30 protein-coding genes are annotated in these 26,725 nt (G+C 63.0%); 13 read left to right on the top strand and 17 right to left on the bottom strand.

All coding sequences use genetic code 11. The features are described from left to right. Positions 1-28 precede the first annotated feature (28 nt). The 5 genes from uvrB to V1286_RS28065 all read right to left on the bottom strand — a co-directional run bounded on the left by uvrB (position 29) and on the right by V1286_RS28065 (position 5,806). The gene (gene uvrB / locus V1286_RS28085; protein ID WP_334485119.1) at positions 29-3,013 is read right to left on the bottom strand and encodes an excinuclease ABC subunit UvrB; all 2,985 of its coding nucleotides are present in this window, start codon (positions 3,011-3,013) and stop codon (positions 29-31) included. A 113-nt stretch (positions 3,014-3,126) separates the two neighbouring features. Then, positions 3,127-3,282 carry a hypothetical protein gene (locus tag V1286_RS28080; RefSeq protein ID WP_417021190.1) on the bottom strand — a complete coding sequence of 52 codons (156 nt, stop codon included), beginning with the start codon at positions 3,280-3,282 and terminating at the stop codon, positions 3,127-3,129. A 56-nt stretch (positions 3,283-3,338) separates the two neighbouring features. Then, positions 3,339-3,551: a hypothetical protein gene (locus V1286_RS28075; protein WP_108522009.1), complete on the bottom strand. Its 213-nt coding sequence runs from the start codon at positions 3,549-3,551 to the stop codon at positions 3,339-3,341. A 136-nt stretch (positions 3,552-3,687) separates the two neighbouring features. Further along, on the bottom strand, positions 3,688-4,911 hold the full coding sequence (locus V1286_RS28070) for an NAD(P)-binding domain-containing protein (protein WP_334485112.1): 1,224 nt from the start codon (positions 4,909-4,911) through the stop codon (positions 3,688-3,690). After that, positions 4,901-5,806 carry a LysR substrate-binding domain-containing protein gene (locus V1286_RS28065; RefSeq protein ID WP_334485110.1) on the bottom strand — a complete coding sequence of 302 codons (906 nt, stop codon included), beginning with the start codon at positions 5,804-5,806 and terminating at the stop codon, positions 4,901-4,903. Before V1286_RS28065 ends, V1286_RS28070 begins: the two co-directional genes overlap by 11 nt. 154 nt (positions 5,807-5,960) lie before the next feature. Here V1286_RS28065 and V1286_RS28060 point away from each other — a divergent pair, with 154 nt between their 5' ends. After that, entirely contained in the window at positions 5,961-6,722 is a 762-nt protein-coding gene (locus V1286_RS28060) for a sulfite exporter TauE/SafE family protein (RefSeq protein ID WP_108522006.1), read from the top strand. 29 nt (positions 6,723-6,751) lie between these two features. Continuing rightward, a complete protein-coding gene (locus tag V1286_RS28055) occupies positions 6,752-6,988 on the top strand; it encodes a hypothetical protein (protein WP_334485107.1) in 237 nt (78 codons plus the stop codon). A gap of 65 nt (positions 6,989-7,053) precedes the next feature. Here V1286_RS28055 and V1286_RS28050 read toward each other — a convergent pair whose 3' ends face one another. Together V1286_RS28050 and V1286_RS28045 are read right to left on the bottom strand one after the other, a co-directional pair. After that, positions 7,054-7,674, bottom strand: coding sequence for a hypothetical protein (locus V1286_RS28050; protein ID WP_334485105.1), 621 nt, complete (start codon positions 7,672-7,674; stop codon positions 7,054-7,056). A gap of 350 nt (positions 7,675-8,024) precedes the next feature. Next, positions 8,025-8,459, bottom strand: coding sequence for a hypothetical protein (locus tag V1286_RS28045; protein ID WP_334485103.1), 435 nt, complete (start codon positions 8,457-8,459; stop codon positions 8,025-8,027). On the opposite strand from V1286_RS28045, the gene V1286_RS28040 reads away from it, so the two are divergent. The 3 genes from V1286_RS28040 (at position 8,458) to V1286_RS28030 (ending at position 10,436) form a co-directional block, all read left to right on the top strand. After that, positions 8,458-8,958 (top strand): autoinducer binding domain-containing protein, encoded by a 501-nt coding sequence (locus V1286_RS28040; RefSeq protein WP_334489953.1) that lies wholly within the window; start codon positions 8,458-8,460, stop codon positions 8,956-8,958. The two genes, V1286_RS28045 and V1286_RS28040, sit on opposite strands and share 2 nt — an antisense overlap. Before the next feature lie 276 nt (positions 8,959-9,234). Beyond that, positions 9,235-9,942 (top strand): glutathione binding-like protein, encoded by a 708-nt coding sequence (locus tag V1286_RS28035; protein ID WP_334485101.1) that lies wholly within the window; start codon positions 9,235-9,237, stop codon positions 9,940-9,942. 215 nt (positions 9,943-10,157) lie between these two features. Continuing rightward, a complete protein-coding gene (locus V1286_RS28030) occupies positions 10,158-10,436 on the top strand; it encodes a hypothetical protein (RefSeq protein WP_334485099.1) in 279 nt (92 codons plus the stop codon). Between the two features lie 58 nt (positions 10,437-10,494). On the opposite strand, the gene V1286_RS28025 is transcribed toward V1286_RS28030, so the two are convergent. After that, positions 10,495-11,382 (bottom strand): SDR family NAD(P)-dependent oxidoreductase, encoded by an 888-nt coding sequence (locus V1286_RS28025; protein WP_334485097.1) that lies wholly within the window; start codon positions 11,380-11,382, stop codon positions 10,495-10,497. 468 nt (positions 11,383-11,850) lie between these two features. On the opposite strand from V1286_RS28025, the gene V1286_RS28020 reads away from it, so the two are divergent. From V1286_RS28020 to V1286_RS28005, 4 genes are all read left to right on the top strand, one after another. Continuing rightward, positions 11,851-13,395 (top strand): peroxidase family protein, encoded by a 1,545-nt coding sequence (locus V1286_RS28020; RefSeq protein ID WP_334485096.1) that lies wholly within the window; start codon positions 11,851-11,853, stop codon positions 13,393-13,395. A gap of 150 nt (positions 13,396-13,545) precedes the next feature. Further along, the gene (locus V1286_RS28015) at positions 13,546-14,238 is read left to right on the top strand and encodes a glutathione S-transferase family protein (protein WP_334485094.1); all 693 of its coding nucleotides are present in this window, start codon (positions 13,546-13,548) and stop codon (positions 14,236-14,238) included. A 226-nt stretch (positions 14,239-14,464) separates the two neighbouring features. Further along, a complete protein-coding gene (locus tag V1286_RS28010) occupies positions 14,465-14,641 on the top strand; it encodes a hypothetical protein (RefSeq protein ID WP_334485092.1) in 177 nt (58 codons plus the stop codon). A gap of 215 nt (positions 14,642-14,856) precedes the next feature. Then, on the top strand, positions 14,857-15,504 hold the full coding sequence (locus V1286_RS28005; RefSeq protein WP_334489952.1) for a VOC family protein: 648 nt from the start codon (positions 14,857-14,859) through the stop codon (positions 15,502-15,504). Here the strand turns inward: V1286_RS28005 and V1286_RS28000 are convergent. Further along, positions 15,481-16,173, bottom strand: a complete 693-nt coding sequence (locus V1286_RS28000) for an HAD family hydrolase (RefSeq protein WP_334485090.1) — start codon at positions 16,171-16,173, stop codon at positions 15,481-15,483. The two genes, V1286_RS28005 and V1286_RS28000, sit on opposite strands and share 24 nt — an antisense overlap. Before the next feature lie 301 nt (positions 16,174-16,474). Between V1286_RS28000 and V1286_RS27990 the strand changes: the two genes are divergently transcribed. The 3 genes from V1286_RS27990 (at position 16,475) to V1286_RS27980 (ending at position 19,693) form a co-directional block, all read left to right on the top strand. After that, positions 16,475-18,037, top strand: coding sequence for a DUF1800 domain-containing protein (locus V1286_RS27990; RefSeq protein WP_334485088.1), 1,563 nt, complete (start codon positions 16,475-16,477; stop codon positions 18,035-18,037). 5 nt (positions 18,038-18,042) lie between these two features. Then, positions 18,043-19,278 carry a DUF1501 domain-containing protein gene (locus tag V1286_RS27985; RefSeq protein ID WP_334485086.1) on the top strand — a complete coding sequence of 412 codons (1,236 nt, stop codon included), beginning with the start codon at positions 18,043-18,045 and terminating at the stop codon, positions 19,276-19,278. A gap of 70 nt (positions 19,279-19,348) precedes the next feature. After that, positions 19,349-19,693 (top strand): endonuclease domain-containing protein, encoded by a 345-nt coding sequence (locus tag V1286_RS27980; protein WP_334485084.1) that lies wholly within the window; start codon positions 19,349-19,351, stop codon positions 19,691-19,693. 167 nt (positions 19,694-19,860) lie between these two features. Here the strand turns inward: V1286_RS27980 and V1286_RS27975 are convergent, their stop codons facing one another. From V1286_RS27975 to V1286_RS27965, 3 genes are all read right to left on the bottom strand, one after another. Beyond that, positions 19,861-20,799: an aldo/keto reductase gene (locus V1286_RS27975; protein ID WP_334485082.1), complete on the bottom strand. Its 939-nt coding sequence runs from the start codon at positions 20,797-20,799 to the stop codon at positions 19,861-19,863. 286 nt (positions 20,800-21,085) lie between these two features. Then, positions 21,086-21,547 carry a GNAT family N-acetyltransferase gene (locus tag V1286_RS27970; protein ID WP_334485080.1) on the bottom strand — a complete coding sequence of 154 codons (462 nt, stop codon included), beginning with the start codon at positions 21,545-21,547 and terminating at the stop codon, positions 21,086-21,088. Between the two features lie 115 nt (positions 21,548-21,662). Beyond that, a complete protein-coding gene (locus V1286_RS27965) occupies positions 21,663-22,475 on the bottom strand; it encodes a PAS-domain containing protein (RefSeq protein WP_334485078.1) in 813 nt (270 codons plus the stop codon). 205 nt (positions 22,476-22,680) lie between these two features. Between V1286_RS27965 and V1286_RS27960 the strand changes: the two genes are divergently transcribed. After that, entirely contained in the window at positions 22,681-23,034 is a 354-nt protein-coding gene (locus tag V1286_RS27960; RefSeq protein ID WP_334485076.1) for a DMT family protein, read from the top strand. Between the two features lie 99 nt (positions 23,035-23,133). Here V1286_RS27960 and V1286_RS27955 read toward each other — a convergent pair whose 3' ends face one another. The 5 genes from V1286_RS27955 to V1286_RS27935 form a co-directional block, all read right to left on the bottom strand. Next, the gene (locus tag V1286_RS27955) at positions 23,134-23,400 is read right to left on the bottom strand and encodes a Txe/YoeB family addiction module toxin (protein ID WP_247780867.1); all 267 of its coding nucleotides are present in this window, start codon (positions 23,398-23,400) and stop codon (positions 23,134-23,136) included. Then, on the bottom strand, positions 23,397-23,675 hold the full coding sequence (locus V1286_RS27950; RefSeq protein ID WP_334485074.1) for a type II toxin-antitoxin system Phd/YefM family antitoxin: 279 nt from the start codon (positions 23,673-23,675) through the stop codon (positions 23,397-23,399). The genes V1286_RS27955 and V1286_RS27950 overlap by 4 nt, the downstream gene beginning before the upstream one ends. A 106-nt stretch (positions 23,676-23,781) precedes the next feature. Then, positions 23,782-24,942: a PQQ-dependent sugar dehydrogenase gene (locus V1286_RS27945; RefSeq protein ID WP_334485072.1), complete on the bottom strand. Its 1,161-nt coding sequence runs from the start codon at positions 24,940-24,942 to the stop codon at positions 23,782-23,784. A 69-nt stretch (positions 24,943-25,011) separates the two neighbouring features. Continuing rightward, a complete protein-coding gene (locus tag V1286_RS27940; protein WP_247780862.1) occupies positions 25,012-25,185 on the bottom strand; it encodes a hypothetical protein in 174 nt (57 codons plus the stop codon). 206 nt (positions 25,186-25,391) lie between these two features. Beyond that, on the bottom strand, positions 25,392-26,045 hold the full coding sequence (locus V1286_RS27935) for a glutathione S-transferase family protein (RefSeq protein ID WP_108521990.1): 654 nt from the start codon (positions 26,043-26,045) through the stop codon (positions 25,392-25,394). Between the last annotated feature and the right edge of the window lie 680 nt (positions 26,046-26,725).

Raw genomic sequence — 26,725 nt, 5'->3', positions numbered from 1 at the left:
TGTGGGTACACGCCCTGCGGACAGCAGCTTACCTCTTCTTCCACCCGCCGCGATGTCCCGGCGCGCCGCCGCTCGATCGCGGGGCGGGGCCGAACTCTGGGCCGGACTGGCGCGAGTCAGTTGGCTGGAAGATTTTGCTGCCGCCGCCGGACTCGGGCTTGCGCGGTTTGGCGCCGCCGGGGCGGTAGGGCAGGGATTCCGGTGTGTGCATTTCGTCCAGGTGGGGTTTGTGGACGCGCGAGGTCGAGGGACCGCCGCTGCCGAGAGATTTCACCCCGCCCCGCGCGCCTGCGGCGCGCGACCCTCCCCCTCCAGGGGAGGGTGAAGAAGAGGCGCCGCCGCGCTTCTTCATCGCTGACGTCGGCAAATTCGCCGCATCGCCGTATTTCCTGGTGCCCGCATAAGCACCCGCTTTGGCGGCGACACCGCGCTGCTTGATGGTGGGATCGTCCACCACGGCCATCTCCGTGGCACGGAGGCGCTTGACTTCGTCACGGAGTCTGGCGGCTTCCTCAAAATTCAAATCGGCGGCGGCTTCGCGCATTCTCGTTTCGAGGTCGGAGAGAACAGCCTCGAAATTGTGGCCGATGGAGATGACGTCGTCGGCCATGCCGCCGTCGCCGATCTCGACCAGCACGTGGTCGCGCTCGTAGACGCTGTTCATGATGTCGCCGATCGACTTCTTGATGCTCTCCGGCGTGATGCCGTGCGCGGTGTTGTACTCGACCTGCTTCTCGCGGCGGCGGTCGGTCTCGGCAATGGCGCGCTCCATCGAGCCGGTCATCTGGTCGGCATAGAGGATCACCTTGCCGTCGACGTTGCGCGCGGCGCGGCCGATGGTCTGGATCAGCGAGGTCTCGCTGCGCAGAAAGCCTTCCTTGTCGGCATCGAGGATCGCGACCAGCGCGCATTCGGGAATGTCGAGACCTTCGCGCAAGAGGTTGATGCCGACCAGCGCGTCGAACGCGCCGAGGCGAAGGTCGCGGATGATCTCGATGCGCTCGATGGTGTCGATATCACTGTGCATGTAGCGCACGCGAATGCCCTGCTCGTGCAAATATTCCGTGAGGTCTTCCGCCATCCGTTTTGTCAGCACCGTGACCAGCGAGCGGTAGCCGGCTGCAGCAGTGGCGCGGACTTCGCCGACGAGATCGTCCACCTGCGTGCGCGCCGGGCGGATGTGCACGGGAGGATCGATCAGGCCGGTCGGGCGGATCACCTGCTCGACAAACACGCCGCCGCTTTCGTTCAGCTCCCAGCCGCTCGGGGTCGCGGACACCGCGACCGATTGCGGACGCATCATGTCCCATTCCTCGAACCGCAGCGGACGGTTGTCCATGCAGGAGGGCAGGCGGAAACCGTATTCGGCGAGCGTCGCCTTGCGCCGGAAGTCGCCTTTGAACATGCCGCCGATCTGCGGCACGGTGACATGGCTTTCGTCGGCGAACACCAGCGCATTGTCGGGCACGTATTCGAACAGCGTCGGCGGCGGCTCGCCGGGCCGGCGGCCGGTGAGGTAGCGCGAATAGTTTTCGATGCCGGCGCAGCTTCCGGTCGCCTCCATCATTTCGAGATCGAAGGTGGTGCGCTGTTCCAGCCGCTGCGCTTCCAGCAGGCGGCCCTGGTTGTTGAGTTCGTCGAGCCGCATCTTCAATTCGCTCTTGATCGACTTGATCGCCTGCACCAGCGTTGGGCGCGGCGTCACATAGTGCGAGTTGGCGTAGATCTTGATGAATTCGAGATCGTCCTGCTTGTGGCCGGTGAGCGGATCGAATTCTTCTATATTTTCCACGGTGTCGCCGAACAGGTTCACGCGCCAGGCGCGGTCCTCATAGTGCGCCGGGAAGATGTCGATGACGTCGCCACGGACGCGAAAGGTGCCGCGGGTAAAGTCAGCCTGGGTGCGCTTGTATTGCAGGGCGACGAGGTCGGCGATCAACTGCCGCTGGTCGATGCGCTCGCCCTTCTTCAGGGCAAATGTCATCGCGGTATAGGTCTCAACCGAGCCGATACCGTAGATGCAGGAGACCGAAGCCACGATGATGACGTCGTCGCGCTCCAGGAGCGCGCGCGTCGCCGAGTGGCGCATGCGGTCGATCTGCTCGTTGATGGACGAGTCTTTTTCGATGTAGGTGTCGGTGCGCGGGACGTAGGCTTCCGGCTGGTAGTAGTCGTAATAGCTGACGAAATACTCCACCGCGTTGTCGGGGAAGAAGCTCTTGAACTCGCCATAGAGCTGGGCGGCTAGCGTCTTGTTCGGCGCCAGGATGATGGCGGGGCGTTGCGTGGCCTCGATCACCTTGGCCATGGTGTAGGTCTTGCCCGAGCCGGTGACGCCGAGCAGCACCTGCGTGCGGTCGTTGCGGTTGATGCCTTCGACCAGTTCGGCGATCGCGGTCGGCTGGTCGCCCTTCGGCTCGTATTCGGATTTGATCTCGAAGCGGACGCCGCCTTCGGATTTTTCCGGGCGCGGCGGCCGATGCGGCGTCCAGACCTTGAGCTGGCCGCCATCGCCCTTGAATTCCGGGCGGCCGTCGCGGATCAGGTTTTCCAGCGCGTCGGCGGTCGCCTTGACGCCGAGCGCCTCCATCTTGTTGCGCGGCGGACGGGCGAGGGCTTCGTCGTCGTCTTCCGCGGTGGGCAGGCCGAGCTGGCGCGCGAGTTCGGGGTCGAGCGTCGCGAGCGTCGGGATGGTCGCCGAGGTGCCGTAATTGGCTTGCGGGGCCTCTTCGAGACCTTGGCTGGACGCATCGCGTTTCGCGACGTCATCGCTCGTCCCTTTGGTCGAAGCGCGCGCGCGATGCGCTGCGGCCTCGCCGCCGGCGCGGCGGTCCCACGAATTGTCCGGCGGCGGCTGCAGGCCGGTGCCCGAGCCCATGCCGGCATCGCCGCGGTTGATCGCGGGATTGAGCAGTTCCGCGAGCGCCGGCCCGATCGGCTGCACGTCCGGCCGGTGGGCTTTGGATTTCGGGGTTTTGCCGGGCTTTTTGGGGCTGTCGGGTTTCTTCGCCATGCGGCGAATATGGGATGAGTCAGCCAGCGAGAAAAGGGCAAACGGCCTCGCGCGCGATGCTGCACGTCGTTATGTCAGCAGATGTCAGCAAGCCGATTTGGAACCGCCGCGCCTTACGCCGTCAGCGGGGCCGTCGGGGTTTTGACAATATCCAGATGAATCCCGCCGCAGCGGATGCATCGCATGGTCCAGTATTCGGCGCTGGCGCGGCCGGGGATGATGCTCAGCACGGCCAGCGAGGCGCTGCAATCCGGGCAGTTCGAGAGCACCGGCGTCGCCTGCAGGGTCTGTTCGGGAAGGGGTAGGGAGATTCCGCCGGCGGTGCTTAGGGATTCGCGAACCGCGGCTTGAAACGATCGATATGGGCTTTCGCGTCCGCAATCGCCGCTTCCGGATCTGACCACGCGAAACCGACTTCGAGCGTCGGAAACGCCATCCCGTCGATCACCACCGGCTCCTGGTCGGCCCGTTGAATCCTGGCGTGCCATAGCCCTCTCCCTGCTTCGAACGACTGAATTTCAAAGCCACCATAGATCATGGCGTGTCCCCCGGAATTGCCCATGGGACGAGAACAGCATGGTCCGGCAAAGGCAAATGTGAACGGGTTCACATGTCCTGGATTTTTTGGCGTTCCCCGGATGCGATCGACTCCCTCTCCCGCAAGCGGGGCGAGGTTAGAGGCGCCGCGCCAAAATATGATCGGCGAGCACCACGGCGTCGTCGCCGACGCCCGACAGGAACGAGGAGTTCATCTTCGACAGCCATTGCAGGCCGAGGAAATACAGGCCCGGCATCGCCGAGATGCCGTAGCGATGGACCGCTTCGCCGCGCGCGTCCAGAACGGGGAGATCGATCCAGCTGAAATCGACGCCGTAGCCGGTGGCCCAGATCACCGCGGAGATGCCTTCGGCGGCGAGGTCGAGATGCGTGAGCGGCGCGGTGACGCAAGGCGGGTCGGCGAACGTCGCGCGGGCGTCGGGGTCTTCGGGCAGCTCCATGCGGCGCCGTTTCACATATGCGTCCACCGTATCGAGGAAGGTGGTGTAGACAAGATCGCCATCGGTCATGCTTTCGGCAAGGCCGGGTGCAATCTCGATCACGCCGCGATGCGCCGCCTCGATGCGTCCCACCAGGATCATGCCGTCGGCGGCGAAGTTGCGGAAATCGATGGTGCGGCCGCCATAGGCGCCGGAAATGACAGGGCCCAGGCGCGCGGGCCCACGCTCCTCCGGCGAGACCTGATCGAGGCGCATCTCGGCGAGCCACCAGATCAGGTCGCGGCCGCGGTAGCGGCGCGGCAGGCGGCGGTGCCGTCCGATCGAGAGGTAGACGCGGCGGCCGGCCTGCAGCAATTCCTCGGCGATCTGCGCGCCCGACGCGCCGGCGCCGGCCACCAGCACCGCGCCCGGCGGAAGCTGTCCGGGATTCCTGTAGTCGGCGGCATGGACCTGGAACACGGGATGATCGCGCAGCATGTCCGGGACGAGGTTGCGCTGATAGGGACCGGTGGCGATCACGACATTATCCGCCGTGATCGTGCCGCCAGTGGTTTCGGCGATGAAACCCGCGCCGTCACGCCGCGACAGCCGCGTCACCGCGACGCCGCAGCGAATCGGGGGGCTGACGAATTTTGCATAGGCCTCGATGAATTTGATGATGTCGTCCGTGTTTGCAAAGCCATCCGGATCGCTGTGCGGAAACGGAAAATCCGGCAACCGCACCGACCAGTTGGGAAACTGGAATTTCAGCCCGTCCCAGCGTTCGCTGCGCCAGCGTTCGGTGATCCGGTGGCGTTCGAGCACGAGGTGCGAAAGCCCGCGCTCTTTCAGCCGGTGGCTCATCACGAGGCCAGCCTGGCCGCCGCCGATCACCAGCGTCTCGATCTTTTCATCCGGCATGTCTGTGGCCCCTGCGGCGTGTGGCGGGCTCCGCCGCGGCGCGGACAATCCAGCGCCGGAACGCAGCGAAATCGCGCTGGGCGGTGCTGAAACCGCGATACACCAGATACCAGCGCATGCCTTTCGGCACGCTTAACGCGAATGGCGCGACCAGCCGGCCGGCGGCGAGGTCGTCGTCGATATAGGGGCGGATACCCATGGCGATGCCGAGGCCGTCGACGGCGGCCTGCAGCGCCTGGCCGTAAAATTCGAACTCCGGCCCGCGGGCGGTGATGCGGGCCGTGCCGGCGGCCTCGAGCCATGACGGCCAATCGTCGGGCGAATGTGCCACCCGCAGCAGCGTCGGCCCCTTCAGGTCGCCGGGGCGTTTGAGCTGACTGGCAAGGCGCGGCGCGCACACCGGCAGCAGGTCGGCGGCAAATAATGGCTCGGCGATCAGGCCGGGCCATTCGCCGTCGCCGAGCTTGATGCCGCAGCTCCAGTCCTCGCCGAACGGCACCGCGGCGCCGCCGGTGGTGATGCGGACGTCGATATCCGGCTCCTGTTTGCGAAAATCCGCCAGCCGCGGGATCAGCCATTTCATCGCAAAGGTGGGACCGACCCCGATGGTCAGCACGCGCACGCTGGAGGGGACGGTGACCTGCGCGGTCAGGCTCGCCAGCGCATCGAAGATCGGCGTCAGCCCGCTCTGGTAGGCGCGGCCCGCCGCCGTGGTGGCGAGGCGGTTGGCCTTGCGCTCGAACAGCGCCACCCCCAGCCGCTCTTCCAGCAGATGCACCATCCGGCTGACCGCGGCGGCGGATACGTTGAGCTCAGTGCCGGCGGCGGCAAAGCTGCCGGTCCTGGCGGCAGCCTCGAACGCCTTGATACCGTTGAGAAAGAGCAGCCGCCGCACATAACCCTCAGGAAAACTGATGCCAGGGCAAGATAACTCAGTTTGCGCACGCGTCACAAGCGAGGCAGAAGAATAGCTGTGGTTGAATCGGTGCGAGGGAGACTATTCCGCGCCGGGACCTCGGTCTGGGCCGCGCTGATACAGGAGACTTCTCTTGACGCCCCTGATGATCGCAGCCCTCGGTGCGTTGATGGTCGCGACAGCGTTCCTGTCGGGCCTGTTCGGCATGGCCGGCGGGATGATCCTGATCGGCGTGCTGTTGATGCTGATGCCGCTGCCCACCGCGATGGTGCTGCATGCGATCACGCAGATGGCCTCGAACGGCTGGCGCGCCTTTCTGTGGCGGGCGCATATCCGCTGGCGGCCGGTGTTCGTCTATCTGATCGGCTGCGCGCTGGCGCTTGGCGTCTGGTCGATCGCCCGCTACGTGCCGGACAAGCCGATCGCGCTGCTGCTGCTAGGGGTGACGCCGTTCATGGCGCGGCTGATGCCGAAGAACATCAAGCCCAATCCCGACAGCATCTGGCAGGGCTCGTTCTACGGCTTCATCTGCATGGGCCTGATGCTGATGACCGGCGTCTCCGGTCCCCTGATGGACACCTTCTTTCTCGGCGGCAATTTTGGCCGCCGCGAAGTGGTCGCGACCAAGGCTACCTGCCAGGTCGCGAGCCATCTCACAAAGCTGATTTATTTCGGCGGCATCGTCGACCAGGCAGCGACGCTCGATCCGGTGCTGGCGGCAGTCGCCATCGCCGCCTCGATGCTCGGCACCACGCTGGCGCGGCGCATCCTGGAGGCGATGAGCGACGTGCAATTCCGCACCTGGGCGAACCGGCTGATCACGACGGTCGCGGGCTACTACATCCTTTACGGCGGCTGGCTGTTGTTCACGCGAACGAACGCGATGGCGTTTTGAGTTGAACCGCTTCTGATGCGGAGGCGCTGATGACCGAGACAACGGACGCACTGGTGCTCGACCTCGTCGAATGGATCGGCCGCGAGCCGCGGCTTTATTCCGAGGTGATCGAGACATGGCGCACCTCATGCCCGCGCCTGACCATCTGGGAGGACGCCGTCGATCGCGGCTATGTCGCGCGCCAGCCGGTGGCCGGGCAGGGCGTGCGCGTCGCGATCACCGAGAATGGCGCAAAATTTTTGCGAGAGCACGGCCGGGCCGCCTGAGATACCCGACAGATCATGAAAAAGGGCGCCTCTCGGCGCCCTTCGAGAATTCGAATGTCTCCGACCTATGTCGAAGATGCCGCGGCGCCCCCCTCAGCCTTCTTCCAGGAAACCACTGTCCCGTCGCTAGAGACAAGGTAATTGGTAGTCGGATCACTGAAGATGGAAGCGTTTCGGTTGTAGGTGAAATCCACATTCGCCGAGCCACCACCCTCGCCACCTTCGAATGTGTAGGTGTTGTGGAAATTCAGGTCGGCGAAATCAGCCGCGCTGTGGAAAGTAACTTCGCGAGCCTGGACGGCGGCAGCAAGACTCGTACCCCACTCGGTGGGCCTCGCCTGCGCCGAGTCAATATAAGCCTGTCCATTCGTTTTGTACCAATCACTGACCTGCTCCGCCGAAGTGGCCGGCGTAAAGACGTCGCGAGCAACCGCCGAGTAGTTTCTCACCGTCCCGTCGGCATTCCTATGGGCTTCGATCAATCGATCGAGAACCGCGTCTTCAAAATCACCAGCGCTTGAGGGCTCTCCTCCCGCCGAACTGGATCGATTATGACCCGTGAGGGATTCGAATATTTGAGTTCCATCCTTGGACGCCGGCGCCTGCTTGCCCGTGACGCTTTCCTTTGCGGATTGAAGGAACGCCGTCAGCTTGTCGGCCGCGACCTGGTCCGTCTTGGCGCGCACGAGAATCGCCTTGGCATGGTCCGAAAGATCAAGGCTGTCGGCGGCATCATTGCCCGCGGAAGGTTGGCCGAATTTCTCATTGCCCTGCGCTTTGCCGAGACCCGCACCGCCCCCAGGTAGTTGCGCTGCCTTTGCGTAAGCGGATGATGAGCCGCGTCGTAACTGCGGTATTCATCGGAACCCTCATTTCAGAAGCTGAATCCTGCAAAGAGCGCACAAGATCCATGCACCGCTACAATCTGAAGAATTGCAATAGGTTCGCGGGCGCTGATTAATGAAGGGTTAAGTTGCGGCTCGCAATGTTGCACTAAGTGGTGGTAGGGCGCTCGCAGGCGCCCTACCGTAGCGTTTCATTGCATCTTGAAGCTGGCCGTAAAGTTGTCACCGGGTCCGCTGGTGGTCACTACGCTGCATTGCGGCCGCCCACCGGATCCCTTGTATGCGCCAGCGGTGGCGAAGCCCGAGCTGAACGTGCTGACCTGCATCTGGAACTGGCAGCCGAAGCTTCCGCTCTGATATCGGACGGTACAAGTCATCGAGCCATTGCTCGAGGTGCCGGTGCCGCTTCCGGTTCCGTTGTTGTTGATCGAGAACGTCGGAAAGATTGATCCGCTTGGCGAGCAGCTAGCCGTATCAAGCGTGATGGTCGAACCAAATTGGTTCGTAATGGGATTGAAGCTTGCGGTTACCTGTGCGGAAGCCGCCCCCGAGCCCGCAATCGCGAGAATGCCGGTCAGGAAAACCCCGGCGCAAATTGTCCGTAGAGCCCTCATCGTGGAAACCATGGTCGCCCTCTTTCCGTCGCAGGCGCTGCACCGGGCGGATCTGCTGCTGCTGTTGTTCGATCACACGAAAGAGGCCCGACACTTCTTCGCGGAAGCGGAGCGTTATGGTGTTGGCCGGCATGGATTTACTTTGCCTATCCGCGGGCCAGCCGGAGAACGAGCGCTCTTCTCAATCTCAGCGCACGCTACTGACGAGCACTGGCACCGGTGGCGGTTCACATACCTCAAGGATTTTCGTTTGCTGGCCGACTATTTTCACGACCATGCGATGCGGCTTGCGGGCCTGCGCTCCAACGAAGTACTGAGGCCACTTTCAGCTCGGGAGAAGCAGTGCCTTGAAGGCCTGTTGCAAGGTAGAGCGCCTGGTCAAATGGCAGCATCATTCGATCTGTCCACGAGTGCAGTCCATGCTTACCTTCGAACGGCAAAGCGGAAGTTGAACTGTTCTACACTCGAGCAAACGATTGCCAAAGCAATCCAACTTGACCTTGTTCGATGATCATCTGCCTGCTCCGGAGAGAGACCGCCAGCAAATAAGTGGCTTGTGCCGACCGCCACCGGGCACGCAAACCAGCCATCCTTCATCATTGTTTTACGCGCGACAGATTGCCTCTCGAATTGCCCGGCTGTTAGGCGGGCCCCCACGTCCATGCGCCCATCACATTCGCGCGCGCGGGGCCGGCGCCAATTGACTTGCGGCTGCGATCCACTCAAATTCATGCAGTCGCATCTTTCTTGCGAAAACAACAATTTTAACGCACAGCAGGATCGTCCCATGATCGACCTTCACTATTGGACCACGCCGAACGGCCACAAGATCACGATGTTCCTCGAAGAGACCGGGCTGCCCTACAAGATCTTTCCGGTCAACATCGGCAAGGGCGACCAGTTCAAGCCGGAGTTTCTGGCGATCGCGCCGAACAACCGGATTCCCGCGATGGTCGATCATGAGCCGAAGGGCGGGGGCAAGCCGATCTCGATCTTCGAGTCCGGTGCGATGCTTTTGTATCTCGCCGAGAAGACCGGAAAATTCCTTCCCGCCGATCTCTACGGCCGCTATGACGCGATCCAGTGGACGTTCTGGCAGATGGGCGGGCTCGGTCCGATGGCCGGACAGAACCATCACTTCAGAAATTACGCGGTAGAGAAAATCAAATACGCCATCGACCGCTACGTCAACGAGACCAACCGGCTCTACGGCGTGCTCAACAAGCGCCTCGCCGATCGCGAGTTCATCGCCGGCGACTATTCAATCGCCGACATGGCGAGCTATCCCTGGGTCGTGCCCTACAAGAACCAGGACCAGAACATCGACGACTTCCCGCATCTGAAGCGCTGGCTGGAAACCATCCGCGCCCGGCCGGCGACCGAGCGCGCCTATGCCAAGGCAAAAGAGGTCAATCCGAATTTCGGCCAGCCCGTCAACCGCACGGAGGAGGAACGCAGGATCCTGTTCGGCCAGACCGCGGCGGTGGTGCGGTAGCCGCGTCCCCTTACGGCAAATTCATCCGCGATGCGCGGGCCAGGCCCCGCGTATCCATCGCCCCGCCACAATGGGATTGAAGGATTCGTCCGTTCAATCCCGGATATCTATCCCAAAGACGCATAGGCAATATCGGCGAATTGCGGCCTGAACGCTCAACTTTTGCCGGGCCCCGGCGTTATCAGACCGCAGGACTCACTCTTTCGGAGACGATTGTGAACACCACACTGAAGTTGAAGCCACGTCCAACCAACGTGGCGTTGATCGCCTGGCAGTTCACCGGACAGCCGCTGCACGACTGGCCGAACTGGGTCCAATCCAGTTGCTCGCTGCAGCGAAGCGAGGACGGGCACCTCGAGCTTCGGCATGAAAGGCAAAGCGGGACGCAGATCGTGTATCTCGGTGAATGGCTGGTGCGCGATCTCGATGGCGGCGTGTGCTTCTACACCGATGCCGAGTTGCGCAAAGAGTTCGACATCGCACCCAGAGCGTGATGACTTTTCTTCGAATCGTCATCTCGCTAGGCGTCGGCCGAGACCGTGCGGCGGCGGCTTACGAACTCGGCTCGAACGGACCCGGTTCGGAGAAGCCCTCGATCGATTCGACCTTGGCGTAGTTCTCGGCGATGCTCTCGGGTGTCAGATGTGCATCGTAGAAGCCAAGCCCCATGACGATAGCGATACGTTGGATTGCTCCAGCTCCCACGTTGTAGATGCGGTTCGTCTCCGAACAACTATCGCTTGCCAGCCAGACGATCGCCGGCGCAACAGCCTCAACCGGCATGCTGGCTCTTCCATCTGCTTCAGACAGGCGGGATCCCGCGGCCGGGTGCATCCTTGTGTACCCGACTGGCGAAATGGTGTTCACGAGTATCCCATGTTCAGCACCTTCAATTGCAAGAATGCGCATCAATCCGACTACTGCGCACTTGGCCGCCGCATAGGTGGTTTGGCCACGTAGTCCGAACAGACCGCTGACTGACGTCGTAAGGATGATCTTCCCATAGCGCTGTGCGACCATATACGGCCAAGCAGCCTTCACCGTGTTAACCGGCCCGCCGAGGTGCACGCGCCAATAGTGATCGAAATCGTCAAGGGTGGCGTCCTCGAATAGCTGGCTTCCACAGATACCAGCGTTGTTCACGAGAAGGTCTATTCTCCCGAAATGTTCGATGGTCGCCGCGATCAGGTCACTGCCACCTTCAGGGGTGGAAATATCGCTGTCATTCGCGACTGCCTCGCCTCCACGTGACCGAATGAGGTCGGCCACCTGTTCCGCTATCGTGGAGTCTTTCCCGAACCCCGATACGTCGGTCCCCAGGTCGTTCACCACGGTCCGGGCACCGCGTTCAGCGAGAAGCTCGACGTATGCCCGCCCGAGCCCGCGGCCTGCGCCAGTCACAACCGCGACCTTCCCCTCCAACGAAATTCGCTCAGTCATCTCGATATCCTCTTCCGACGAGATTCAACGCCCCTCCGTGCGACCGCGACACCAAATGCTGGGGCGCTTTAGCAAAGCCAGATTACCATGGGCATGAGGTGAGGCGTCAGTCGTTCAGGCCCTTCCCGTAACCGTCCTTGATCTGTGGTACGCTTACGTGGCGATGCGGTATGAGCCGAGAAGGTAGCCATCGGGCGTGTTAGCTCGCGTCGGCCGTATCATGGAGCAACTCGAGCCAGGCCTGCGAATCCGCTGAATGACGAAACGCCCCAGTCAGTGAAGCTGGTCACACAAATCGAAAAATAAACCGCTGGCACCGCGCTCCGATTGGCCACAATCTGGAGGTGGGTTTTGCTGATTGAACCCTCTCGAGGGGTATCGAGCTAATTTTACCTGAACCTTTATTGACCTGACACCGCGACACACCGGTACCCCTCTTCTCCCAACATTTTTTGATTGGAGGAAGTGATGGCAACACAAGTGAATGTCCAGCCCGGCCATGGCAAAGCTGGCCGCCAACCGACCCGACAATTTCTGGATTCGCTTTCCGGGCATGACGATCCCGGCATGTTCGGGCGGATGTTCCCGAACCTCGAACCGCTCGCCGTCGACGACGCTCCGCTGAAGGAACTTGCCGACGCGATGAAGGACGCCAACCCGGGCGACGCCGCCGGCAACAACACCAAGATCCCGGCGGGGTTCACCTATCTCGGCCAGTTCGTCGATCACGACATCACGCTCGATCTCACCTCGCTCGGCGACAAGGAAGCCGACCCGCTGGCGGTCGAAAACTTCCGCACGCCGGCACTCGATCTCGACAGTGTCTACGGTCTCGGCCCTGACGGCAGCCGGCAGCTTTACGCGCGCAATACCGGCGATGCCGACGGCAAGACGCCCGGTCCGAAACTATTGACCGGCAAGACCATCAGCGTTGATGACGTAACCATCACGCCGCGCAACGACCTGCCGCGTAACCCGGAAGGCTTCGCGCTGATCGGCGATCATCGCAATGACGAAAATCTCGTCGTCGCGCAGACGCACCTGGCGATGCTGAAGTTTCACAACAAGGTCTGCGACCAGCTTGCTGCGTCCGGGGTACCGGCCGGCGAGATATTCGCACAGGCGCGCCAGATGGTGACCTGGCACTATCAATGGATGGTGCTGCACGATTTCGTGGAGCGCATCACCGAGAAGGGAATCGTCGCCAAGATCCTCGACCAGGGCCGACGCTTCTACCGCTTCAAGAGGACGCCCTACATGCCGGTCGAGTTCTCTGTGGCGGCGTACCGGTTCGGCCACAGCATGGTGCGCGAGGTCTACAGCCACAATCGCAAGTTCACGCCGGGCGGCGGCATTCCCGCCACGCTCGATCTGCTGTTCAGATTCACCGGCCTGTCGGGCGGAATCATCGGCGATCTCGCGCCTGATCCGGTGCAGCCGCCGCTGCCAATCCCGGTGCTTTCCAGCAACTGGATCATCGACTGGCGCCGCTACCATGAAGTGCTGGCAACCAATCCCCCCAATGTGCGGCTCAATCCCTCGCGAAAGGTCGATCCGTTCCTGATGCCCCAGTTGCACGATCTGCCGGGCGGCGGCGGCAGCCTTCCGTTCCGCAACCTGAAGCGCGGCGTCATGCTGGGCCTGCCGTCCGGACAGGACGTCGCCAGGGCGATGAAGATCAAGAATCCGCTCACTTCGGCCGAGATCGCGAAGGGGACGGACGGCGCGGTGGCCAAGAAGCACGGCCTGCACGAGCACACGCCGCTCTGGTACTACATTCTCAAGGAGGCGGAGCAGCGTGGCGGCGGCGAGAAGCTCGGACCGGTCGGAGCCACGATCGTGGCGGAAGTGTTCGTCGGCCTCGTGCACGGCGACCACCAGTCGTACTTGTGGCTGAAGGGCAAGAACTGGAAGCCGACGCTGCCGTCCAAGACTCCTGGTGATTTCACCATGGCCGACCTGCTGAGGTTCGTCGGCGACATCAGCCCGATCGACGGCATCTCGACGGTCTAGGTGTCTCGGCGCCTGCCATCGGTTGTGATGTTCAATAGTTGCTGCGATTGCACGGCGTAGAGCTGTGCAGTCGCAGCGACGTTTCAGAAATGTTCTCGCGCTGGCGATGTTTCGCTTCCATCGTCGCCGCTATTCGCGCAAAATGCCGCCATGTCTCTCAAACTCTATGAACTCGTCGGCACCGACCCGTCCCGCCCCTTCAGCCCGTTCTGCTGGCGGACGCGGATGGCGTTGGCGCATAAGGGGCTGTCGGCGGAAACCATCCCGTGGTGCTTCACCGAGAAAAGCGCGATCGCGCCGCATGGTTCGGAGAAAGTGCCGGTGCTGCTCGACGGCGATAGCGCGGTCGTCGATTCCTGGACCATCGCCAACTATCTCGAAGACGCCTATCCGGACCGGCCGTCGCTGTTCGGCGGCGAGGGCGGCCGCGCCATGGCGCGGATGCTGAACTGGTGGGGCGACGGGGTGATCGGCGGCATGTTTCCGCTCATCATCGCCGACATCCCGCTCAACCTGAAGCCGGAGGACGCGGCCTATTTCCGCAAAAGCCGCGAGGCGCGTTTCGGCAAGCCGCTGGAAGAGATCATGGCCAGCCGCGACAAGGCGGTCGAAGGTTTCCGCAAATCGCTCGACCCGTTGCGGCTGACGCTAAGGACGCAAGCCTATATCGGCGGCGCGAGGGCGAACTATGCGGACTACATCGTGTTCGGCGCGTTCCAGTGGGCGCGGGTGGTCAGCCCGTTCAAGCTGCTGTTGGAGGACGATCCGGTTTATGCCTGGCGCGAGCGGCTGTTTGACGCGTTTGATGGGCTGGCGCGGAAGTCGCCGGGATATCACGGGTAGCGTCGGCGGGGCGCGTGGGCCGGCGAGATCGCCGGCCGGCGCCGATCGCGGCGTCGGTTGGCGGCAGCAACGGCGTTCGCTGACGCAAATCAGCAGGCAATGATTGCGCGACTGTCCGGCCTATCGCCGAGGCTGTAAATTAGTTCTATCCGATAACGATGTTAGCTGTGACGTAAAATGAAGGCGTAGTCTTATCTCCTTGCTAGCCGTTAGGGGGAGGCGTGTCATGACCGACCTTGAAGCCAAATTGGAGCGGTTTGAAACTCTTGCTGCCGAATGCGATTTGATTGGCAAGCTGACGACGGATGGGGCGAAGCGCGAGCTGTACTTGCGCCTCGGCTTGCATTACCGCGAACTGGCGGACGACCTGCGGACAATGATTGCGACCAAAGACGCCGCTTAGTCCGCCTGAGAGAAACGGCAGGCGCAGCGGCATCCTCTCTGGTAGGCGCTGCGATGGCGCGGCGGCGCAGCCGACGTTAGCGCGGGCGCCACGCGAGAGGCCGATTGACAGCCGCGAGACGGCCCGGCATCCTGACCCCCGCTGCATGTAGGGCGCATCGGCTTTCGGCCGAAGGGGCAATGCCCACCTACGCGACATCAACCGTAGCTGCGCCCATGCCGAATCTCGAAAACCTTCGCAAACAGGCCAAGCTCATCCTGTGCTGGCATCGTGACCGTTACTATCCGGCCGCCGCCCAGATCAGGTCGGGCTTGCCCCGCTTTAGCCAGATGACCGATCCTGACATCCTCGCGCACCATTTTCGCCTCAGCGATGCGCAGGAGCTGGTCGCGCGGCAGCATGGTTTCGAGAGCTGGCAGGCGCTCAAGACAGGATTTTCGACCATGTCGGATCATGCAGACACCACTTCCACCGCAGCCGTCATCACCGCCGCCGAGCCGCAGCTCTTCGTCGCCGATATCAAGGCGTCCTGCGATTTCTTTGCGGGCAAGCTCGGCTTCACCGTGGTCTTCACCTATGGCGAGCCGCCATTTTACGCCCAGGTCGCGCGCAATGCGGCACGGATCAACTTGCGCTGCGTCGCCAAACCGCCGATAGATCCCGAACTGCGCGACCGCGAAGAGTTGCTCGCCGCTTCGCTCACGGTCGCGACCGCGGAAGAGATCAAAAAACTCTTCCTTGCGTATCAGTCGGCGGGCGTCACCTTCTTCCAGACGCTGAGGCGGGAGCCCTGGGGCGCGCGCAATTTCATCGTGAAAGATCCGGACGGTAATCTGCTGCTATTTGCCGGGCCGGTGGAGTAACGACGACCGCTCCCGCAACGTCTGCAGCACCGCATTCAGGTCGGGGAGTACGGCCGCGCATTTCGCGCGCGTCTCGTCGGTCGGCGGCGCCATGTCTGGCACCATGATCGTGATCGCGCCGGCAGCGTGGGAGGCGGTCACGCCGTGATTTGAATCTTCCACCGCGATGCAGACCTGCGGGGCGAGGCCAAGGCGTCTCGCCGCGAGGAGATAGAGGTCCGGGCTCGGCTTGCCGCGCGCGACATCGTCCAGCGTCAGGATGGTGTCGAAGCGCGAGCGGATTCCAGCAAGCGAAAGATTGCGCTCGGCGGAGCGGCGTGACGACGAGGTCACAATCGCCATCGGGCAATCGGCGGCGGCGAGCCCGTCGAGCAGTTCCAGTGTGCCGGGCTTGAGCGGCAGGCCGGCCTCCATGAATCTGTCGCGATTGACGAGGAAGGCGCGGTTGATCTCGGCGAGCGGAAAGTTGTTGCCGTAGCGATCGAGCAGCATGGCCTCGCAGGCTGGTCCGGGAAGGCCGACCATGGCGTGGCAGAGCGCAATGGCGTCATCGGCGTAGCCACGCGCATTGAGCGCCGCGACGAGGCTGTTGAAATAGACTTTCTCGGTGTCGAGCAGCGTGCCGTCCATGTCGAGGAGGACGGCGCTGACATTCCATTTTCCGGTCATGTCACGCTCGCGCCCGCGCCCTGGTCCGCCAGCTTGCGCAGGCAGTCAGGGCAGAGACAATCGTCGCCATCCGTGGGCATCGGCAGGCGGAACGCCTCGTCGCTGCACCAGCAGGGGCCGGACAGGCTGCAATTGAATTCGGTTCCGCATCCGGCGCAGGCGAGGCGGCGCGTGGGCTGATTTTCCAAGCGATTTGTCATCAACGGGGCAACATCCTGACGCGGAATTAATCCCGGGTTCATGCCGAGGCGCGTTATACTCGGCAGCTACTATACGCCCGGGAAATTCTAAGGGAAATCCGATGGCCCGCGATTCGCAAGCAGCCCTTGTTGCGCTCAATCGCTTCGGACTGGGCGCGCGCGGCGGAGCATCCGGCGATTTTCTCAATGCCGCCTCCGATCCGCGCGGCTTCGTCAAGGCAGAACTTGCCCGTCCCAATGGCGTGCTGCTCGAAGTGCCGGGACTCCAGTCGACGCCGGCGCTCGGCAAGGCCGTGTTCGACTATCAGTTCGAGATCCAGCAGGCCCGCGACGCCGCCGCCAAGTCGGCGGCGCCTGCCACCGAAGGTCAACCGCCGCCGGATGCGAAAGCGCAGCGCCGAAACCTTTCGCTCAACAGCATCGCCATGGATATGGCGCCCAGAGAACCGTCAAAGGAACAGCCGGCGAAACCGCCGGACAATCCCAATGCGGCCATGGCGCCTGCTGAAGCGATGCGTCCGAATGCGCCAAAGCCGCCACCGGCACCGCTCAACATCATCCAGAAAACCTTTCGCGCCGAAGCGCTGGCGCGGCTGCAGCGGGCCGTCATGGCCGATTGCGGATTTACCGAGCGGCTGGTGGTGTTCTGGTCCAATCATTTCTGCATCTCCGCCAACAAGGGCGGGCCGGCGCGGATGTGGGCCGGCTCGTTCGAGCGCGAGGCGATCCGGCCGCACGTGCTCGGGCGTTTCGGCGACATGCTGAAGGCGGTCGAGCAGCATCCGGCGATGCTGTTCTTTCTCGATAACCAGCAATCGCTGGGCCCGGATTCGCGCGCCGGGAAAAACCGCAACCGCGGACTGAACGAAAACCTTGCCCGCGAAATCCTGGAACTGCATACGCTCGGCGTCGGCGGCGGTTATTCGCAAGCGGACGTCACGTCGCTCGCGAACATCATCACGGGCTGGACCTATGCGGGAAGGCTGGGGCAATTGGGGGCGCCCGGCAGCTTCGTGTTCAATGCCAACGCGCATCAGCCCGGCGCGCAGCGGGTGATGGGAAAAATCTACGACGCCCCCGACGTCAGGCAGGGCGAGGCGGTGCTGGCGGACATTGCGCGCCATCCGTCGACTGCGAAATTCATCGCGACCAAATTCGCGCGTCACTTCGTGGCCGACGATCCGCCGCCGGCTTTGGTGGCGCGGCTCGCCGACGTCTTCATGCGAACCGACGGCGATCTCAAGGCGCTGGCGACGGCGCTGGTGGATTCCGATGATGCCTGGAAGGCGCCGCTCTCCAAGATGCGCTCGCCTTACGAATTCCTGGTCGCGGCCGGAAGATTGCTCGCGCAGATTCCGAACGATCCCGGCCGCTATCTCGGCGGCCTCAACGCGTTGGGCCAGCCGCTGTGGTCGCCCGCGGGGCCGAACGGCTTCCCGGATACGGACGCGGCCTGGGCAGCGCCGGAAGGCATCAAGCTGCGGCTCGATATCTCAGCGCAGATCGCCTCCCGGCTCGCCGACGGCGTCGATCCGCGCGACCTGCTCGAACTCGTTGCCGCGGACGCGGCGTCATCAGAGACGCGGAAAACCATCGAGCGCGCGGAATCGCGGCAGCAGGCGCTGGCGCTGCTGTTGATGTCGCCGGAATTCCAGAGGAGATGACATCAATGGAAACGACAATGGGCTGCTGCGAGGACATGCGATCGCTGGTGACGTCGCGGCGCGCGCTATTGCTCGGTGGCGCCTCCTTTGCGGCATGGGCCTATTTGCCGAAATTCGCGCGCGCCGCCGACGGCCGCGATCCGCGGCTGGTGGTCGTCATCCTGCGCGGCGCGCTCGATGGGCTCGCCACCGTCGCGCCGATTGGCGATCCTGACTATGCCGGCCTGCATGGTTCGATCGCATTGTCGTCGAGCGGCCCGAACGCGGCTGTAGGGCTCGACAATTTCTTTTCGCTGCATCCGGCAATGCCGGAATTTGCACGGATGTATCGCGAGAAGAAGGCTGCCGTGATCCATGCAGTGGCGACGTCATATCGCGACCGTTCGCATTTCGACGGGCAGGACGTGCTCGAAAGCGGTTTTGCGGGTCCGGGCCGGGTGCAGTCCGGCTGGCTCAACCGCGCGCTGGAGGGCCTGCCGAAAGGCGAGCGGGTGACAAGCGGACTTGCGGTCGGCCCGACCACGCCGCTGGTGCTGCGCGGCGCGGCGCCAACTGTCGGCTGGGCGCCGGTCGCGCTGCCGCAGGCTGCGGAGGATACTGCGATGCGGCTCGTCGAACTTTATCAACACCGCGATCCCGCGCTGGCGAATGCGTTGAAGCAGGGGCTGGCGCTCGACAAGGCCGCGCAAGGCGACGACATGAAGCCGAAGCCCGGCACCAATGGCGTGGCTGCGATGCGGCTGGTGGCGCGCGGCGCCGCCAAGCTGATGGCCGCCGACGACGGCCCGCGGATCGGCGCGCTCGCCTTCGACGGCTGGGACACCCATGCCAATGAAGGCGGGCCGGTCGGGCGGCTGGCGCAATTGCTTGGTGGCCTCGACGGCGCCTTGGCGGAATTCGAAACCGGGCTGGGGCCACGCTGGCGCGACACCGTGATCGTGGTCGCCACCGAATTCGGCCGCACCGCGCGCATCAACGGCACCCAGGGCACTGACCACGGCACCGGCACCATCGCGCTCGTCGCCGGCGGCGCGGTGAAAGGCGGCCGCGTGATCGCGGACTGGCCGGGGCTGAAGCCGGCGAGCCTCTATCAGGGCCGCGACCTCGCGCCGACCACGGACTTGCGCGCGGTGATGAAGGGCGTGCTGAAGGACCAGTTCGGGATTGCCGAGAAGGTGCTGGCGGAGAATGTGTTTCCGGACAGCGCGCCGGTGAAGCCGATGCAGGGATTGGTGGGGTAGGTTCAACCTCTCCACGCTCTTTGCGGGGAGAGGTCGCCGCGCCCTTGCGCGGCGGGTGAGGGGCAGGGCGATGCGCGGCCGCAATGAAAAGACCATCCGAATCGCGAGACGACTGCGTGGCAACCAGACCGATGCAGAAACCGTTCTCTGGAATCGCATTCGCAACCGGCAAATTGATGGACACAAGTTCGTCAGGCAGCAGCCGATACTCGGTTACATCTGCGATTTCGTTTGTCGTGAGCAACGGCTGGTTATCGAAGTCGACGGCGGACAGCATAGTGAGTCCGCAACTGACCCAATCCGCGATCGTCGCTTGATGGAGGAGAACTACCGAGTGCTCCGCTTCTGGAACAATGATGTGCTCGGAAATATCGAGGGCGTGCTGCTCACGATTCAGGCCGAGCTCTTGAAATAGAAACTCGCTCCAACCTCGCCCCGCTTGCGGGGAGAGGTCGGATTGCGAAGCAATCCGGGTGAGGGGGTACAGGTCTCACGTCGTTCACGGCTCGCGGAGAGTGCCCCTCACCCCGACCCTCTCCCCGTGAAGGACGGGGAGAGGGAGCGGAGAGAGTGCCGATGCCGCTACTTCGTAGTCTCATCCACCTCCGCGATCTCCTCCGCGCTCAAACTCCAGCCGATGGCCTTCACGTTCTGCTCGACCTGTTCGACACGCGTCGCGCCGGCGATGACGCTCGAGACTTGCGGGCGCGACGCCAGCCAGGAGAAGGCGAGTTCGAGCATGGTGTGACCGCGCGCTTGCGCAAACGCCTGCAGCTTCTCGACGATGTCCTCGTTACGCGGCGTGACGTAGCGGTCCTTCAAGGCCGGTGCCTTGGCGAAGCGGGTGTCGTCGGGGGCAGCAGTGCCGCGCTTGTATTTGCCGGTGAGCAGGCCGCTCGCCAGCGGGAAGAACGGCAATAGCCCGAGCTTGTATTCCGTTGCGGCCGGCAGCAGATCCTTTTCGATGCCGCGCACCACGAGGCTATATTCGTCCTGGCAGGAGACGAAGCGGCTGACATTCATCTGCCGCGCCATCATTTCCGCTTCCGCGATGCGCCAGGCCGGAAAATTCGAATTGCCGATATAGCGGACCTTGCCCTGGCGGACGAGATCGTCGAGCGCGCGCAGCGTCTCTTCCATCGGCGTCAGCGAATCGTAATCGTGCTGCTGGTAGAGATCGATGTAGTCGGTCTTCAGCCGCGTCAGGCTGGCCTCGACCGCGGACATGATGTAGCGGCGCGAGGCGCCCTGCCTGGTGCCGTCGGTTGCCATCGGCTTGGAATATTTCGTCGCCAGCACGATGTCCTTGCGGCGGTCGCCGAGCACGGTGCCCAGCACGGTCTCGGAGCCGCCCATGCCGGCATAGATGTCGGCAGTGTCGAACAGCGTGATGCCGAGATCGATCGCCTTGTGGATGACCTTGCGCGAGGTCTCGAGGTCAGTGCGCTGGCCGAAATTGTTGCAGCCGAGCCCGACGGCGGAAACGCGCAGGCCGGAGCCGCCGAGGTTGCGAATTTGCATGGATCGATCCTGTGGAAAGCACGCGGGGAGAGGGGGCCGGCATTGTGGCCCGCACGGCTTCGACCCGCAAGCAGCTGTAATATCGGCCGCCACGCTTGGCAGCCATGCGGCAAAAAAGATGCGGCCCCGGTCAGACGCGGCGACTGACGGGGGCCGCTTGGGGCGCGTGATCTGAGACGGGGGGCCTGATCAGACGCAGGCGCAACCTATCCGCGCTTTGTTACGCGGCGGTGACATCAGGACTTATCCACAGGCGGCCTGACGGGACTGTCTTCACAAAACTGTGTCAGAACAGCTTGCGGTAGACGACGAAGCCGGAGCGCTCCGCCACCTTGTCGTAAAGCAGCATCGCGGTGTGGTTGGTCTCGTGCGTCTGCCAATAGACGCGGGAAGATCCAGCCAGCTTCGCCTGTTCGTACACGCCGTTGATCAAGGCGCGGCCGACGCCCTTGCCGCGCGCCGCCGCGCTCGTGAACAGATCCTGCAGATAGCAGTTCGGCTCGATCATGATCGTCGAGCGGTGAAACAGATAATGCGTCAGCCCAAGCAGCTCGCCGCCGCTCTCGGCGACCAGCGCATACACCGGCTCATAGGCGTCGAAGAAGCGGGCCCACGTCATTGCCGTGATCTCGGGCGCCAGCGCGGTCGGACCCGAGCGGCCGTAGAAGGCGTTGTAGCCGTCCCACAGCGGAAGCCATTGCGCGTAGTCCTGACGGGTGACGAAGCGGATGGTGAGGTCGCCGGACATGCGGGATTCCGTCTGTAGCGGGGTGGCGCGTCGAGGCCGCGCAGGAGGATGCCCGTTCATTACTACAGACAGGGCAGGAGGGGATCAATGTCGCAGCGAGCGCTGTGTGCCGCCGCTATTCCGCGGCGCCGAGGTGGCGGGCAAGGCTGCGATAGCTGCCGCGCAGGGCGCGATAGTAGTCGGCGCTGCCGGGATCGTCGCTGTGGCGGACGAGGTCGGTGACCGGCGTGTAGCTCAGCATGCGTCCGCCATCGGGCAGCGCCGTGCAAATGAAGCGCAGCACCTGCCCGTCGGCGAGATCGATGTTGATGGGCGTGGAATCGCCGACCCGGATCATTTCGGTGCGCTTGGCGATGAAGGCGTTCAATTCGTCCTCCGGCAGTTGCCAGGCGCCGGTGTCGCGGCCGTGATACATCAGCGCGATGAAGGGCGGCTTGCTGTCGGCCTGCTCATCGGACAGCTTGAAGTAATCGCGGAAGGCGCGGTTGATGAATTCGGCGCGGGTATCGGCATCGAGCAGCACGATGCCGATGTCGACCTGATCGAGCGCGGCCGACAGCCGTTCGGCGGTGGCATGATGCTTCTTCTCCCACGCGAACGCATCGACCCATTTTTGCCGCAGCAAGCCGGTGATGAGCGCGGTGCCGCCGGCGGTCACCGCCAGCAGCAGCATGCGCGCCAGGTCCGACATGTCGTACCCGGGCGCTGTGCGGTGGTTGAGGAAGAGCAGCGCGGAAGCCACCACCGCAATGACGGCGCTGGCCATGCCGGAGACGATGCCGCTGACGGAAGCGGCAAGGGCTACGATGCAGACGAACAGCGGCGCGGGATTGGGGACAGGAACGAAATGCCGATCGACGAGGAAGGCTGCCAGCGCCGTCGCTGTCGTAAGAGCCGGACCGGAGATTGCGCGCCAGTTTAACTGCATGCCGTTCTCGTCACTTGCCGGGAATAAGCGCAAGCATGCCTGATTGTTGCGATTGTGCACGCCTTTCTGCCGCCAGTCTTAATTGAGCGTTGCGCCGATGCGGCGGGCTTTCGCTTTTTTGAAATCAAATGATATTCGAATGCCGGAGAAACGGGTTAAGAGACCCGAAAGTTGAGCCGGCACGACATATTGCAAGAGGACATCGATGCCCACTGTTTCCCCGACGCTGCTGCCGATCCTGATGCTGTTCGCCTCCAACGTCTTCATGACCTTTGCCTGGTATGGCCATCTGAAATTCAAGGAGAGCCCGCTGCCGATGGTCGTGCTGGCGAGCTGGAGCATCGCCTTCGTCGAATACTGGCTGGCGGTGCCGGCCAACCGCTGGGGCAGCGCGGTGTATTCGGCGGCGCAGCTCAAGACCATGCAGGAGGTGATCACGCTGGTGGTGTTCGCCTGCTTCTCGGTGCTCTATCTCAAGGAGCCGCTGGGCTGGAATCACGCGCTCGGTTTTGCCTTCATCGCCTTCGGTGCGTTTTTGATTTTTCACAAATGGGCGTGAGTTGATGGCAACGGCGTGTTCGGGGAACGCCGCTCAATCGCATGAGCCGCTGAAGGCTGAGAAAGTAGCTAAGAGAAAGAAGGCTGGAAAAATGGCCCGCTAGTAATGATAGCGGCACTGAGCAATGTCGAGTTGCTGAGTGTCACCCTTTCCAGAAACGCGATACACCAAGCGATGTTCGCCTGAAATGCGGCGCGACCACCATCCCTGGAGCGCATGTTTAAGGGGCTCTGGTTTCCCAAGCCCCTTGAACGGATCGCGCTTAATATCTTTGATTAGACCGTTTATGACTTCGAGGATCTTTTCATCCTCCTTTTGCCATTGCAGATAGTCTTGCCAGGCATCTTCCGTCCAAGCGGTTTTCATACCTTGGCCGAACCTGCCTTTGTTGGCTCGATCAACTCGCGTTCAGTTAGTTTGCCCTCGTCCGCTTCCTTGATGGAACGTAGAAGACGTACTGCATTGGCGGGACTCTTCAGGAGGTGGACTGTCTCCATGAGACTCTCATACTCATCCTCGGCCATGAGAACGACGGTGCGGGCATTCTGGCGGGTGACGAACAGGGGGGCGCGATCATCGCAAACCGCGTCCATGTAGGACGCGAGGTTGTTACGCAGTTCAGTGTAAGAAACGTGCGCCATCTCTTCTACCTTTGTGCTGCACGGCGATATGTACAGATATATGTACATATAGTGCGCGTGTCAACAAGAGGTTTAGTTTCCCGCCGTTCCCACCAAATGCGCAACTTCACTTCGCAACCGGCGCCACCCGCAATACCCGTCCGTTCGAACTGTCCGTCAGCAGCCACAGCGCGCCGTCCGGCCCCTGGCGAACGTCCCTGATACGCTCATGCAAGTTTTGCAGCAGGCGTTCCTCCGACGTTACAGCGTTGCCGTTCAGCGTCAGCCGCACCAGCATCGCGCCGCGCAGCGCGCCGGTAAACAGGCTGCCGTTCCATTTCGGAAACAGCTTTCCGGTATAGAAGGCCATGCCCGACGGCGCGATCGACGGCACCCAGTATTTGAGCGGCTGCTCCATGCCGTCCTTGGCCGTAGCGTCGTGGATCTTGGCGCCGGAATAATCGATGCCGTGGCCGATCACCGGCCAGCCGTAATTCTTGCCCTTGCCGATCAGATTGACCTCGTCGCCGCCGCGCGGGCCGTGCTCGATTTCCCAGGGGTCGCCGGAAGCCGGATTGATCGCGAGCGCCTGCACGTTGCGGTGCCCGTAACTCCAGATCTCTGGCTTGGCGTCAGTGCGGCCCGCGAACGGATTGCCTGATGGCACCGAACCATCGGGCGCGATCCGGATCAGTTTGCCGAGATGGTTGCCGAGATTCTGCGCCTGGTCGCGGTGAGTGAAATGATCGCCCAGCGCCACGAACAGATTGCCGTCCTCGGCCTGCGCGATGCGGCAACCGTAGTGATTGCCTGATGACAGCGGCCCTTGCTGGCGGAAGATGATCTTGACGTCGTCGAGGCGGCCGCTGCCGTCGTTGAGTTGTGCGCGAGCGACCGTGGTGCGCCCGCCACCTTCGGTTCGTTCGGCAAAGCAGAAATAGATGGTTTTGTTCTGCGCAAAGGCTTTGTCGACGACGACATCGAGCAGGCCGCCCTGGCCGGACGCCCAGACCTCGGGAACGCCCTTCAGCGGCGGCGAGATCTGTCCTTCGGTCGTAACGATGCGCATGCGGCCCGGACGCTCGGTCACCAGCATCTTGCCGTCAGGCAGGAACGCCAGCGCCCAGGGATTAGCGAGGCCTCTGGCGATGGTCCGGACGTCGAGTTCGCCCGCCGACGAACCAAATGCCTGCTCCTGGCCGCGGGTGCTGGTGGCGATCAGGAACGAGACGGCAAGCAGGATCGCGACCGCCAAGGCCGCGGTCACAAGGCCGACAGGTGTCTTCATCCTGTCCGTCCAATCGCGATGACGGTCATCGCGCGTTCGCTAATGATGCAAACGGAAAAGCCGCAACCATTACGGAAAGGGCATCGCCACGGTGGCCTTGATCGACAGCACCGTCAGGGTGACCATGAGGCAAAGCGATAGCGTGCCGATCGCGAGCGATGTGGCGATGGCACCAAGTAACCGGGAAGAAGCGACAGGCGCTCGGCTGCTCTCGAAGCCGACCGCGCCGGGTGACCGTATCATTGGCCTAAATCCTTGTAACGCGGGACGAATCACCCGCGACTCACGCGACGTCAGGAAAATCTTGCAATCATCACCGGCAACATTGCGGCGACCGGAGGCTGAAAATGGCGGGAATGCGGCAAAGGTTAACGTTATGCCCGCTATTGTTAACCTTTGGCGGCATGCTCGCGCGAAAGTGAGGAGGCCGGCGGCAGGCGCGGCGGCGGTTATGCGCCGGCGGCGATGTCGGCCTGGTCGTCGACCTCGGCCTCCGGCTGCCAGTCCATGGTGACGAAGCCGGGGGTCTGCTCGACCCGCCGCAGCCAGGCGCGGATGGCGGGGAAGGTCGCCAGGTCATAGTCGCAGCGGTCGGCGACATGTGTGTAACCGTACAGCGCGATATCGGCGACCGTCAGCTGCCCCGCGGCGAAATAGGCGCGGGTCTTGAGATGGTTTTCCATCACCTGAAGCGCGGCATAGCCGCGCTCCATCCAGTCCTCCAGCGCATGCGTCTGCAGGTCGCGGCCGCCTTTGACCAGCGACAGCCAGAAATAGGCGGCGCCGATATTGGGCTCGAGCGCGTGCTGCTCGAAGAACATCCATTGCAGCGCTTCGGCGCGCTCGACCCGTGACTCCGGAGCCAGCGAAGTGCCGCCGCAGACATACCAGAGGATGGCGTTGGACTCGGCGAGATAGCGTCCGTCGGCGACTTCCAGCAGCGGCACCTGTCCGCTGGGATTCTTCTCCAGAAAATCCGGCGTGCGGCTTTCGCCGCGGAGAATGTCGACTTCGATCGCCTGATACGGCGCGTTGAGCAGCGCCAGCGCAAGGCGGACCTTGTAGCTGTTGCCGGAGCGCTGCATCGAATAGAGTTTGTACATCGTCGTTGGGTTCACTTAAGGCTCGAATCGCGCACGCGGTAAGCGCACTGCGGAAAGCTCTCGCGCCGCAACGCGGCTAAACAATGATGCCGATACGAATGCGTCGCAAGGCCCGCGGAATGGAAAAAGTCGAAAAGCTCTACTGCACTGCACGCGCGCAGCATGGCATGCCACGGCGCTGGGATCACGTGGACGAGAGCGGAGGAGGAGACCGATTCAAGCCTTCGCGATCAAGCTGTCCGCGTCCGCTTCCGGCGTGAGCGAAGGGAAACCGAATCGCGTGCGAGACACCTTGGCGTTGAGTCGACATGGGTTGCGAACAGGCGTGCGCCACGCCGTCCGCCAGCGCGTGGTGGAGAACCGGGATGCCGGGCGGCCTTCGGCTGCGGGCATGCAGGGCAGTGGCCGTGTAGGACAGCCTCGGGCCGTCAACCGCTCCCGGCATCGCGATCCGTGCCGGACGCTCGAGCCTTGCCGGCCCCTTGTCAGATATGAGCCAATTCGCCGCGGAACTTCGCGAATATTGCGCCGATATTGCCCCGATCGTACCGAGCCTGTTCGACGCTCCCTAAAGTTTGACCCCTATCCGGCCAAGCTTCTTGCGATGCAGCGCGGCGCGCCTTAGGGTGCAGCGTTCCCATCAAAAATGAGTCGTGAATTTCTTCAGCTCACGACGTTTG

Origin of the sequence: Bradyrhizobium algeriense (assembly GCF_036924595.1) — a bacterium.
Taxonomy (GTDB): Bacteria; Pseudomonadota; Alphaproteobacteria; order Rhizobiales; family Xanthobacteraceae; genus Bradyrhizobium; species Bradyrhizobium algeriense.
Note: the sequence above shows the minus strand (reverse complement) of the source record. Positions and strands in the feature narration are given on the sequence as shown.